The organism is Pseudomonas sp. SJZ131 (genome assembly GCF_007828705.1).
Classification (GTDB): domain Bacteria; phylum Pseudomonadota; class Gammaproteobacteria; order Pseudomonadales; family Pseudomonadaceae; genus Aquipseudomonas; species Aquipseudomonas prosekii.
This window is the reverse complement of the sequence record NZ_VIVC01000004.1, coordinates 432,014-445,003: the sequence shown is the minus strand read 5'-3', so window position 1 is coordinate 445,003 and position 12,990 is coordinate 432,014. Positions and strand designations below refer to the sequence as shown.

The following is a 12,990-nucleotide window of genomic DNA, read 5'->3' as shown; positions in this document are numbered from 1 at the left end:
AACGGTTTCAGCTTAGCCCCAGCTCTTTCCAGATCCGCAATACCTGCCGTCGTTCGTCCGCGAACTGGTCGCCCGGGATTACTCCCGGATCCTTCTGCAACGCCTGCCGGTGGGCGGCGGAGCGGTAGGCTTTGTAGGCCTCGCGCAGCAGGCTGGCGTCTTCGGCAGGCATCAGGCCTTCCTGTTCCAACCCTTCCAGAATGCGGATGTTATCGGTCCAGCGGAGCAATGACGGGTGCTGTTCGGACCACGCCAGGGCCGCGTATTGCACCATAAATTCAATATCGACGATACCTCCGGCGTCCTGCTTGAGATCGAACGGCGCCGAGGCTTCGAAGGCATTTGCCGCAGTGCCGGCGGCCGTGCTCTTGCTGCCGAGGTTATCGCGCATCTTGGCGCGCATCTCGCTGACCTCCTGGCGCAAGGTCGGCAAATCCCGCGCCTTGCCCAAAATAGACGCGCGAACCTTCTCGAACGCCTGGCCGACATCCTTGCTGCCGACCAGCACCCGCGCGCGCACCAACGCCTGATGCTCCCAGGTCCAGGCTTCGTTTTCCTGATAGCGGGCGAACGCGCCGAGCGAACTCACCAGCAACCCCGAAGCACCGGACGGGCGCAGGCGCATGTCGACTTCATACAATTGCCCGGAGTTGGTCTGCGTGGTCATCAAATGAATGATTCGCTGACCAAGGCGAGTGAAGAATTGCGCGCCGTCGATAGGTTTTGGGCCATCGGTTTCAGCCTGCGGATCGCCGTCATGGATGAACACTAGGTCCAGATCGGAACCATGCCCCAACTCCAGCCCACCGACTTTGCCGTAACCGACAATGATGAAACCCGGATCACACAACGTGCCGTCATTGCGCAGCGGCGTGCCGTATTTGGCCACCGTCTGCCGCCAGGCCAGCGCCAGCACTTGCTCGAGAATCGCCTCGGCGAGCCAGGTCAGGTAATCGCTGACTTTCATCAACGGCAGGCTGCCGGCGATTTCCGAGGCGGCGACGCGCAAGCGGTGGGCTAATTTGAAATGGCGCAAGGCTTCCATTTGTTGTTCGAGGTCGTCCTCGGGAATACGCGTCAGGCGCTCGCGCAATTCGGCGGCCAATTCCGGCGCCAAGGGCGGCTTGAACAAACGGCCTTCGTTAAGCAACTCATCCAGCAGCAGCGGAAAACGGGTGATCTGCTCGGCAATCCACGGGCTCGCGGCGCACAACGTCAACAAACGTCGCAGCGCCCCAGGGTTTTCCGTGAGCAACACCAGATACGCCGAGCGCCGCGCCACCGCTTCAACCAGCGGCAGGACCCGCTCCAGCACCAAATCAGGATTGGCGTGTTCGACCGCCTGCGCCAGCAAGCGCGGAATAAAGGCATCAAGGCGTTCCCGGCCGAGACGCTGCATCGCCCGCAATTGCGCACTGCCGCGCAATCCGGCCAGGGTTTTCAAGGCTTTGGCGGCATCGACGAAACCGCCCTCCTGCAATTGTCGGCAAGCAGCCTCTTCGTCCTGCTCCTCTTCCCACAACGGCAACCATTCGCCGCCGACCACCACTTCAGCCTCGGTGCCTTGCTCTTCATCAGGATCGGCAATCACCTGCGCAAAGTGCCACGCGACCCGGCCGCGCCAGTGCATAAGTTGCTGGTGGAACGCGGCCCAATCGGCGAATCCGAGCATAAAGGCGATTCGCGCCTGATCCTGCTCGGTGTCCGGCAACATCTGCGTCTGGCGGTCGGCAATCGCCTGGATCGCGTGCTCGGTGTAGCGCAAAAATTCGTAACCTTCGCGCAACTCGCTGACCACCGCTGTTGGCAAGTAACCCTGACCTTCGAGCGTGCTCAGCACTTTTAATAGAGGACGTTGCTGCAGGCTCAAGTCGCGGCCGCCGTGGATCAACTGGAATGCCTGAGCGATAAATTCGACTTCGCGGATGCCGCCGGAGCCGAGCTTGATGTTGTCGGCCATGCCTTTGCGCCGCACTTCCTGCTGGATCAACTGCTTCATGGTGCGCAGCGCTTCAATCGCCGAGAAGTCCAGATAGCGCCGATAAACGAACGGCCGCAGCAGCTCTTGCAACTGCGCGCCGGCCACTTGATCGCCGGCCACCACGCGCGATTTGATCATCGCGTAGCGTTCCCAGTCGCGCCCCTGATCCTGGTAATACTGCTCCAGCGCGTTGAAGCTCAACACCAGCGCGCCGGCCGAACCATAGGGGCGAAGACGCATGTCGACGCGAAAGACAAAACCGTCGACGGTCATCGGGTCCAGCGCTTTGATCAGGCGTTGGCCGAGGCGGATGAAAAATTCCTGGTTATCCAGCGAGCGCTTGACGCCGACGGTTTCGCCGCCCTCGGGGTAGGCGAAAATCAGGTCGATGTCGGACGACAGATTGAGCTCCACGGCACCGAGTTTGCCCATGCCGAGGATGACCATTTGCTGCGGCTCGCCACTGCGTCGCCCGGTCGGCACGCCGAACTGCTGGCAGTGCCGCGCGTACAACCACTGATAGGCCTGATCGATGCTCGCATCGGCCATGTCCGAGAGATCGCGGCACGTCTGGATCATGTCGGCCTGGCGGGTCAGGTCGCGCCAGATGATGCGCACTTGATGGCGGGTGCGCTGGCGCCGGAGCGCGCGGCCGAGTTCATCTTCGGTTTGCGCCGCATTCACCGAGGCGGCGATCTGCGCGCACAACTCGCCGGGCGCCAGGCTGCGGTCCAATTCGCCGGACTGCACCAGCGTCAGCAACATCAAAGGGTCACGAACACTCTGTTCAATCACGAAATCGCTGGCGGCGGTGACGCGGGCAAATTGCGCCCAGCGTTCAGGCGTCCAGGTGGACAGCCCCTGTTCGTCGTCCAATAAAGCGACGGCCGCGCGGAACGACTCATCGGAACGGCTGACCAATGGCTGGAGAATGGCAGGCAGTTGGGCAAGCGAAGGCAGGGTCATGGTCTATCCTTGATCGGCGTGTGAAGGGCTGCATGTAGTGATTCTTGGAAAGCCGCTACGTGACCGACTGTCGAACAAAGGTTAGAAATAGCTGAAATTTCTTTTATTTTGGCAGCCAGCATCAAGCTTTCACCTTTTCTGGTTGGCAAAAGACCAACCTTAACGATTATTCTCACAACGCAGCCGGAGGCCACAAGCCATTCATCTGTAGTTTTACTACTCGTCTATACATTCGAAAGGCTGAAATGCCCGATGATTTGTAGTAAAACTACACGCCGCCGGAACATACCTCTCGGCAATCCAAGAATTTATATCGTCTGCCCACAAGGCCAGTCGCAAACTCAGGCAACCGATTCTGGAAGCCTTTCCGCCCTGGAGCAAGCCATGCAAGACCTCGATCCCGTCGAAACCCAGGAATGGCTGGACGCCCTGGAATCGGTTCTCGACAAAGAAGGCGAAGACCGCGCTCATTATCTGATGACCCGTATGGGCGAATTGGCGACCCGCAGCGGTTCGCAATTGCCTTACGCCATCACCACGCCATACCGCAACACCATTCCTGTTACCCACGAAGCACGCATGCCTGGCGACCTGTTCATGGAACGCCGCATTCGCTCGTTGGTGCGCTGGAACGCGATGGCCATGGTGATGCGCACGAATCTGCGAGATTCGGACCTGGGCGGTCACATTTCCAGCTTCGCTTCCAGTGCGACCCTGTATGACATCGGCTTCAACTACTTCTTCCAGGCCCCGACCGACGAACACGGCGGCGACCTGATCTACTTCCAGGGCCACACCTCGCCAGGCGTTTACGCCCGTGCATTCATGGAAGGTCGCATCACCGAAGACCAGATGAACAACTTCCGTCAGGAAGTTGATGGTCAAGGCCTGTCGTCCTATCCACACCCGTGGCTGATGCCCGATTTCTGGCAGTTCCCGACCGTTTCCATGGGTCTGGGTCCGATCCAGGCGATCTACCAGGCACGTTTCATGAAGTACCTGGAAGCGCGCGGCTTCATTCCTGAAGGCAAGCAGAAAGTCTGGTGCTTCCTGGGCGACGGCGAGTGTGACGAGCCGGAATCCCTGGGCGCCATCTCGCTGGCTGGCCGCGAGAAGCTCGACAACCTGATCTTCGTCATCAACTGCAACCTGCAGCGCCTCGACGGCCCGGTTCGCGGCAACGGCAAGATCATCCAGGAGCTCGAAGGCGTGTTCCGTGGTGCTCAGTGGAACGTGACCAAAGTCATCTGGGGCCGTTTCTGGGACCCACTGCTGGCCAAAGACGTCGACGGCATCCTGCAACGTCGCATGGACGAAGTCATCGACGGCGAGTACCAGAACTACAAAGCCAAAGACGGCGCGTTCGTTCGTGAACACTTCTTCAACACGCCTGAACTGAAGGCGATGGTTGCTGATCTGTCCGACGACGAGATCTGGAAACTCAACCGTGGCGGCCACGACCCGTACAAGGTCTATGCGGCTTACCACGAAGCGGTCAACCACAAAGAACAACCAACCGTCATCCTCGCCAAGACCATCAAGGGTTATGGCACCGGTGCCGGCGAAGCGAAGAACACTGCGCACAACACCAAGAAAGTTGATGTTGAAAGCCTGAAGCTGTTCCGCGATCGTTTCGACATCCCGGTAAAAGACGAAGAGCTGGAGAACCTGCCGTTCTTCAAGCCTGAGCCAAACAGTGCCGAAGCCCGTTACCTAAGCGAGCGCCGCACCGCACTCGGCGGTTTCGTGCCACAGCGCCGCGCCAAGAGCTTCGATATTCCGACGCCGCCGCTCGACACCCTCAAGGCAATCCTTGACGGTTCCGGCGACCGTGAGATTTCCACCACCATGGCTTTCGTGCGGATCCTCGCGCAACTGGTCAAGGACAAGGAAATCGGCTCGCGCATCGTTCCGATCATCCCGGACGAAGCCCGTACCTTCGGTATGGAAGGCATGTTCCGTCAGTTGGGCATCTACTCTTCCGTCGGCCAGTTGTACGATCCGGTCGATAAAGACCAGGTGATGTTCTACAAGGAAGACAAGAAGGGCCAGATCCTCGAAGAGGGCATCAACGAAGCGGGCGCCATGAGCTCCTTCATCGCTGCCGGTACTTCGTACTCCAGCCACAACCAGCCAATGCTGCCGTTCTACATCTTCTATTCGATGTTCGGCTTCCAGCGTATCGGCGACCTCGCCTGGGCCGCTGGCGACAGCCGTACCCGTGGTTTCCTGATCGGCGGCACCGCCGGCCGGACCACGCTGAACGGCGAAGGCCTGCAACACGAAGATGGTCACAGCCACATCCTGGCCGGCACCATCCCGAACTGCCGCACCTTTGATCCAACCTACGGCTATGAGCTGGCGGTGATCATCCAGGACGGCATGAAGAAGATGACCGAAGAGCAGCAGGACGTTTTCTACTACATCACTGTGATGAACGAGTCCTACCAGCAGCCAGCCATGCCGGCCGGTGTCGAGGAAGGCATCATCAAAGGCATGTACCTGCTCGAAGAAGACACCCGCGAAGCGGCGCACCACGTTCAGCTGATGGGCTCCGGCACCATCCTGCGTGAAGTCCGTGAAGCAGCGAAGATTCTGCGCGAAGAGTTCAACATCGGCGCGGACGTCTGGAGCGTTACCAGCTTCAACGAACTGCGTCGCGATGGCCTGGCCGTCGAGCGCAGCAACCGTCTCAAGCCTGGCCAGAAGCCTCAGGTGAGCTACGTCGAAGAGTGCCTGAGCGGCCGTAAAGGTCCGGTCATTGCCTCCACCGACTACATGAAGCTGTTCGCCGAACAAATTCGTCAGTGGGTCCCGTCCAAGGAATTCAAAGTCCTGGGCACCGACGGTTTCGGTCGCAGTGACAGCCGTAAAAAGCTGCGTCACTTCTTCGAAGTCGATCGTCATTTCGTGGTGTTGGCAGCCCTGGAAGCCTTGGCTGACCGTGGTGATATCGAACCTAAGGTGGTGGCCGAGGCTATCGTCAAGTTCGGGATCAACCCGGAAAAACTCAACCCACTGGACTGCTGAGGAGACAATCTGTGAGCGAACTCATTCGAGTACCTGACATCGGCAGCGGTGAAGGTGAAGTAATCGAACTATTTGTGAAGGTCGGCGACCGTATCGAAGCCGAGCAGAGCATCCTGACGCTTGAGTCGGACAAGGCCAGCATGGAAGTGCCTGCGCCGAAGGCCGGTATCGTCAAAAGCCTGAAAGTGAAACTGGGCGATCGCCTGAAAGAAGGCGACGAGTTGCTGGAGCTGGAAGTCGAAGGGGACGCTGCGCCGGCTCCTGCGGCTGACGCGCCGGCGGCTGCTCCGGCCGCCAAGGCTGAAGCGGCTCCTGCGGCTGCACCTGCCGCCGCTGCTCCGGCTGCCGCGCCTGCTGCCGCTTCGGTTCAGCAGGTTCACGTGCCGGACATCGGTTCGTCGGGTAAGGCTCAGATCATCGAGATCCAGGTCAAGGTCGGCGACACTGTCGAGGCTGATCAATCGCTGATCACCCTGGAATCCGACAAGGCCAGCATGGAAATCCCATCGCCAGCCGCTGGCGTAGTCAAGAGCATCAGCGTCAAGCTCAACGACGAAGTCGGCACCGGCGACCTGATTCTGGACCTGGAAGTGGCGGGTGCTGCGGCCCCTGCTGCTGCCGCGCCAGCTCAGGCTGCTGCGCCGGCTCCGGCCGCCGCTGCTGCTCCAGCCGCCGCGCCTGCCGCACCGGCCGCCGACACCGTTCAGGACATTCATGTTCCGGACATTGGTTCGTCGGGCAAAGCCAAGATCATCGAAGTTCTGGTCAAGGCTGGCGACACCGTCGAGGCTGATCAATCGCTGATCACTCTGGAATCCGACAAGGCCAGCATGGAAATTCCATCGCCAGCCGCTGGCGTGGTGGAAAGTGTTTCCATCAAGCTGGATGACGAAGTCGGTACTGGCGACCTGATCCTGAAGTTGAAAGTCAAAGGCGCTGCGCCTGCTACTGCACCGGCCCAGGCTGCTGCAGCTCCTGCACCTGCTGCTTCCGCTCCAGCCGCCGCTGCACCTGCTGCTCCGGCAGCCGCTGCACCGGTTGCAGCACCGGCCAAACCGGGCGCCAAGGTTCACGCTGGCCCGGCGGTTCGCCAATTGGCGCGCGAGTTCGGCGTCGAGCTGAGCGCGGTCAGCCCAAGCGGTCCGCACGGTCGCGTCTTGAAAGAAGACGTGCAGGTTTACGTCAAAGCGATGATGCAGAAGGCCAAGGAAGCACCGGCCGCTGGCGGCGCAACCGGTGGCGCGGGCATCCCGCCGATTCCGGTCGTGGACTTCAGCCGTTTCGGCGAAACCGAAGAAGTGCCGATGACTCGCCTGATGCAAATCGGCGCGTCGAGCCTGCACCGCAGCTGGTTGAACATCCCGCACGTGACTCAGTTCGATTCGGCTGATATCACCGACCTGGAAGCGTTCCGCATCGCCCAGAAAGCCGTCGCAGAGAAGGCTGGCGTCAAGCTGACCATCCTGCCGCTGCTGCTCAAGTCGTGCGCACACCTGCTCAAGGAACTGCCGGACTTCAACAGTTCGCTGGCACCAAGCGGCAAAGCGATCATCCGCAAGAAATACGTGAACATCGGCTTCGCCGTCGACACCCCTGAAGGCCTGCTGGTACCGGTCATCAAGAACGTCGACCAGAAAAGCCTGTTGCAACTGGCAGCCGAAGCCGCTGCGCTGGCCGCCAAGGCCCGCGACAAGAAGCTCACCGCTGACGACATGCAAGGCGCCTGCTTCACCATTTCCAGCCTCGGCCACATTGGCGGCACCGGCTTCACGCCGATCGTCAACGCGCCGGAAGTGGCGATCCTCGGTGTTTCCAAGGCAACCATCCAGCCAGTCTGGGACGGCAAAGCCTTCCAGCCGAAACTGATGCTGCCACTGTCGTTGTCCTACGATCACCGTGTGATCAACGGCGCCGCAGCCGCTCGCTTCACCAAGCGCCTGAGCGACCTGCTGGCCGACATCCGCACCATTCTGCTGTAAACCCAAACGAGCCCTCCTTCACCGGAGGGCTCGTTGCGTTCCACGTTTTCCGAGCGCCACGCTCGTACCTCAACCCCGCCAATTTGGCGGGGCTTTTTTTTGCCTTGAATAAATGCGGGTTTCTTCCTACAGCCTCTGCTTACTTGGACCACAATCGCGGTCCACTTCTGCCCGATATTTTTTGCCAGTCAGTAACTAGGCTTAGTTGCATGAAGTTCAAGATGAACTTCCACATCCTTAATTGCTTAGTTAGCACAAACTTCGAACGGATTCGAATATGTTCAAACCCACTGTCGGCCCGATTATTGGTCACACTACAACTAACCATGCACGTATATTCTTGCGTGGCGACACTCAGAAAGATGCAGCGGTATTTGCCGGCATACGTTATCGGCGATCAGGTGAAGAGCGTTGGACCAAAAGTGTGTTTACCAGACTTTGGACACAACGGGACATGTCCGATGTCATTGCATTGAATGACCTGCATGAAGACACCGAGTACGAATATCAAACCGGCTGGCTCAGCCCGATGAGCCCGGTGCATACCGTGGACACCGTGCAAGAACTGCCACTGCAATGGCCGCGCGAGGTGTATCGCTTTCGCACCCGCTCCAGCAAGCACACCCTGCCCCGTGCTTACATCGTCGGTTCGTGCCGCTATTTGCGCATGACCGCTGGCATACCGTCGGCGCCGCAGTTGGGCGACCGGATTTTCGCCTCGATCTCGCGATTGGTCGAACAGGCCAATCCGCCGATCAGCGCCACACTGATGACTGGCGACCAGATCTACGTCGATGACTTGAACCGTTTTGCTCCCGACCGCGATTATCAACAGATCCTCAGCAAATACCGCACGGCGTTTGCCCAACCGAACATCAACAAGTTGATGTCTAACACGGCGACTTACATGATCCTCGACGATCATGAGATTGAAGATAACTGGCCAGCCAACAAAAACAAAAGCGATGATTATCTTTATAAGAACGCAATGAACGCTTACGAGTTATATCAAGCCAGCCATAGCCCGGCGCATGGACTACTGGCCAACGGGCAAGTCAATCCGCAACTACAACAGTATTGGTATCAATTTGCTGAGGGCGATATTGAATGGTTTGTCACTGATAGCCGGACCCGGCGCGACCTGTCTGCCGACAATCGACGAATTCTCGATAAAGAACAGGAAGAGGCGCTGCTCAAATGGCTGATCCACAGTCCGGCACGGGTCAAGTTTGTGGTCACCAGCGTGATGTTTTACCCCGACCGCAAAAGCCTCGGCGACGATGCCTGGAAGGCATTTCCGGAACAGCGCCTACGCCTGCTGGAGACCATTCGTACGCAGCGCATCCCGAATGTCTTCATCATTTCCGGAGATGTCCACGGCTCCCTGACCAGTCGCCTGACCCACAGCGCAGACCCGGATTTCGAAGTGCACACCATCGTCTCCTCGCCGCTGTGCAACAGCAAACTGCTGCCGTACGCGCGGGAATCGACGTTTATCCTGGACAAGCCATTGGCGCAAACGGCGGCCGGCGACTATCGGCATGAACTGACCAGCAAAGTGGTCAGCCAGGATAACTTCGCGCATTTGGTGGTTGAGGCGAAGCGGATCTGCGTCAACTACCACGATCGCGATGGCGAGCTGCTGCAATCGATCAGTATTGCGTTGCGTTAAGGTTGCACACCCCGGTGAAGTGACTTACTGGGGCTGAAACTGAAATTGCGCCAGATGCAGATGCTGTAATCAAAACCAAACCCCGTGGCGAGCGAGCTTGCTCGCGCCGGGCTGCGCAGCGGCCCCAAAATCCGGTGAGCGCTACGCACTCAAACGCGAGCAAGCTCGCTCGCCACAGGTGCGTCATCAACCCACAGGTGCATCATCAATTCAAAGGTGCATCATCAACCCACAGTCGCATCACTAGCTCACACCGTTACACCAGCAGCCCGCACGGTCGCCTCTCCAGTCGCAAAAATCGCCGTTTTGAATATTACTTTCACCCGGGTGCTGGAGAAATCCTTCGTCCTGCCGACATATTCTTATAGCACTTGGCCTTCATCACTCTTGTCAGTCGGTGCCGCAATGATGCAACCTTGCCGCAGGCAACAGTGACGAGGGCGAAAGCCCGGCGCGATCAGCATATTCGAAGCGAGTTTCCCTCCATATGAAGAGCCAACCCGATGCCGCCAGCCGTATGGTGGCCGAGGTAGTGACGCAGTTGCCTGTGCCCTCGCGGCTCGGCATGCTGCGTTTCGAACGGCTGAATGAAGCGAGCTGGGCGCTGCTGTTCCTCGATCCCAATTGCGAACGCCAATTCGGCCTGCCGGCGGTGGAACTCTGTGCGCTGGTCGGTTCGCCGTACGCGAGCCTGATGGAGCCCGAAGCGCGCTATCAATTGCACGACGCGATCCAGCAACAACTCACCGAAAGCCCGCATTACCTGGTCCGCTACACCTTGCACACCGCCGCCGGGACCTTGAGCCTGCTGGAACTCGGCGAAGCCTACAAACAACACAATCGACACCTGTTGCGCGGCTACCTGTTAGTTGTCGACGGCTTGTTCGACGGTGAAATACAGCTCCCGACACTGGACCTCGAAACCCAGAACTCGCGCCTGCAAATCGCTCTCGAACTCAACCAGCGTGCGCAGCAGGAACAACTGCAGCACCTGGACCGCGTGCGCGCCCAGCAAGACCTGATTCTGCTGCTGACCCGTCAGCGCTACACCACCAACAATTCGTTGCAGGAAGCCGCCGAGCTGATCACTCGCTGCGCCTGCGACATTTACCAAATCGACTGCGCCAGCCTGTGGAACCTTGAAGGTTCGATGCTGGTGCCAATCTCGGCGTATCACCGCGCCACGCAGGAATACCAACTGCCGGAGCCGATCGACGTCAGCAGCTTCCCCGACTACCTCGAAGCCTTGCACAGCAGCCGCGCCATCGACGCGCACAACGCGATCCGCGATCCGCGCACCCGCGACATGGCCGAAAGCCTGCGCCCGCGTGACGTCAACGCCATGCTCGACGCCAGTATCCGCGTCGATGGCCAAGTGGTCGGCGTGTTGTGCCTGGAGCAGACCGGGGCGACCCGCGCGTGGCAGTCGGACGAAATCGCTTTCGCCGGCGAGCTCGCCGACCAATTCGCCCAAGTCATCAACAACCACAACCGGCGCACCGCTACCAGCGCCCTGCACCTGTTCCAGCGTGCCGTGGAGCAAAGCGCCAACGCGTTTTTGCTGGTCAATTGCGATGGCGTGGTCGAGTACGTCAATCCGAGCTTCACCGCGATCACCCAGTACAGCACCGAAGAAGTCCACGGGCAGATGCTCTCGGAACTGCCGGCGCTGGAAAACCTCAGCGAACTGCTGTTCGACGCGCCCTCGGCGCTGGCCAAAAGCAACAGTTGGCAGGGCGAATTCAAAAGCCGCCGCAAAAACCTCGAACCGTACTGGGGTCAGTTGTCGATCTCCAAGGTGTATGGCGACAACCGCGAACTGACGCATTACATCGGCATCTACGAAGACATCACCCAGACCAAACTCGCGCAGCAGCGCATCGAGCGTCTGGCCTACACCGACAATCTGACCAACCTAGGCAACCGTCCTGCATTCATTCGCAACCTTGACGAACGCTTCGCTCGCGACAGCGATACGCCGATCAGCCTGTTGCTGGTGGACATCGACAACTTCAAGCGGATCAACGACAGCCTCGGCCACCAGACGGGCGACAAACTGCTGATCAGCCTGTCCCGACGGCTGCGCAACAGCTTGAGCCCGAGCGGCAGCCTGGCGCGTTTCGCCAGTAACGAATTCGCCGTGTTGCTCGACAACACCGACCTCGCCGCCGGCCAGCAAGTCGCCAACCAATTGCTGGCGACGCTCGACAAACCGATGTTCGTCGACAACCAGTTGATCAGCGTCACCGGTTCCGTCGGCCTCGCCTGCGCGCCGCTGCATGGCCGCGATCCGCAGACGTTGATGCGCAACGCCGGTCTGGCGCTGCACAAGGCCAAAGCTAACGGCAAACATCAGGTGCAGGTGTTCACCGAAGCGCTGAATGCCGAAGCCAGCTACAAATTGTTCGTCGAAAACAACCTGCGCCGCGCGCTCACGCAGAACGAGCTGGACGTGTTCTACCAGCCAAAACTGTGCCTGCGCAGCGGCCGACTGCTGGGAATGGAAGCGTTGCTGCGCTGGAATCATCCGGAAAAAGGCATGATTCGCCCGGACCAGTTCATCAGCGTCGCCGAAGAAACCGGCCTGATCATTCCGATTGGCAAATGGATCGCGCGCCAGGCTTGCCGCATGAGCAAAGACCTGAGCGCCGCCGGGCTGGGCAATCTGCAAGTGGCGATCAACCTGTCGCCCAAGCAGTTCTCCGACCCGGACCTGGTGGCGTCCATCGCCAGCATCCTCAAGGAAGAAGCGCTGCCGGCCAATCTGCTGGAACTGGAACTGACTGAAGGGTTGCTGCTGGAAGCCACCGAAGACACGCATTTGCAGCTCGACCAGCTCAAGCGTCTGGGCCTGACCCTGGCCATGGACGACTTCGGCACCGGTTATTCGTCGCTCAGCTATCTGAAGAAATTCCCGATCGACATCATCAAGATCGATCGCAGCTTTATCCACGAAATCCCGGACAACCAGGACGACATGGAAATCACCTCAGCGGTGATCGCCATGGCGCACAACCTCAAACTCAAGGTTGTGGCGGAAGGCATCGAGACCGCCGAGCAACTGGCGTTCCTGCGCCGCCACCGTTGCGACGTCGGCCAGGGTTACCTGTTCGACCGGCCAATCCCCGGCTCCGAGCTGATCGAAAAGCTCCGACGCTACCCGCGCGGCCCGATTGCCTGACAGCACACCGCAAAATCCCTGTGGACCACCCTAATCCCTGTGGCGAGGGGCTTGCCCCCGTTTGAGTGTGCAGCACTCACAAGATCTTTGTTACCTCAGATATTTTGGGGCTGCTTCCCCGCCCAACCGGGGCAAGCCCTTTCGCCACAGTTCGCCCCCACAGTTGTAGTGATTTACTTGG

Annotated in this window: 5 protein-coding genes; 4 read left to right on the top strand and 1 reads right to left on the bottom strand. The window is 59.4% G+C overall.

The features are described 5' to 3' along the window. Positions 1-7: 7 nt before the first annotated feature. Positions 8-2,947: a bifunctional [glutamate--ammonia ligase]-adenylyl-L-tyrosine phosphorylase/[glutamate--ammonia-ligase] adenylyltransferase gene (gene glnE, locus FBY12_RS19895; protein ID WP_145255199.1), complete on the bottom strand. Its 2,940-nt coding sequence runs from the start codon at positions 2,945-2,947 to the stop codon at positions 8-10. 384 nt (positions 2,948-3,331) lie between these two features. On the opposite strand from glnE, the gene aceE reads away from it, so the two are divergent. The 4 genes from aceE to FBY12_RS19875 all read left to right on the top strand — a co-directional run bounded on the left by aceE (position 3,332) and on the right by FBY12_RS19875 (position 12,809). Further along, positions 3,332-5,977, top strand: a complete 2,646-nt coding sequence (aceE, locus tag FBY12_RS19890; RefSeq protein WP_121732840.1) for a pyruvate dehydrogenase (acetyl-transferring), homodimeric type — start codon at positions 3,332-3,334, stop codon at positions 5,975-5,977. Between the two features lie 11 nt (positions 5,978-5,988). After that, a complete protein-coding gene (gene aceF / locus FBY12_RS19885) occupies positions 5,989-7,956 on the top strand; it encodes a dihydrolipoyllysine-residue acetyltransferase (RefSeq protein ID WP_145255197.1) in 1,968 nt (655 codons plus the stop codon). 277 nt (positions 7,957-8,233) lie between these two features. Next, positions 8,234-9,628, top strand: a complete 1,395-nt coding sequence (locus FBY12_RS19880; RefSeq protein ID WP_145255194.1) for an alkaline phosphatase D family protein — start codon at positions 8,234-8,236, stop codon at positions 9,626-9,628. Between the two features lie 487 nt (positions 9,629-10,115). Beyond that, the gene (locus FBY12_RS19875; RefSeq protein WP_121757411.1) at positions 10,116-12,809 is read left to right on the top strand and encodes a GGDEF and EAL domain-containing protein; all 2,694 of its coding nucleotides are present in this window, start codon (positions 10,116-10,118) and stop codon (positions 12,807-12,809) included. The last annotated feature ends 181 nt before the right edge of the window (positions 12,810-12,990 follow it).

Coding starts and splice junctions, on each gene's coding strand:
- glnE (WP_145255199.1), bottom strand. CDS start 2,947: ATGACCCTGCCTTCGCTTGCCCAACTGCCTGCCATTCTCCAGCCATTG.
- aceE (WP_121732840.1), top strand. CDS start 3,332: ATGCAAGACCTCGATCCCGTCGAAACCCAGGAATGGCTGGACGCCCTG.
- FBY12_RS19880 (WP_145255194.1), top strand. CDS start 8,234: ATGTTCAAACCCACTGTCGGCCCGATTATTGGTCACACTACAACTAAC.
- FBY12_RS19875 (WP_121757411.1), top strand. CDS start 10,116: ATGAAGAGCCAACCCGATGCCGCCAGCCGTATGGTGGCCGAGGTAGTG.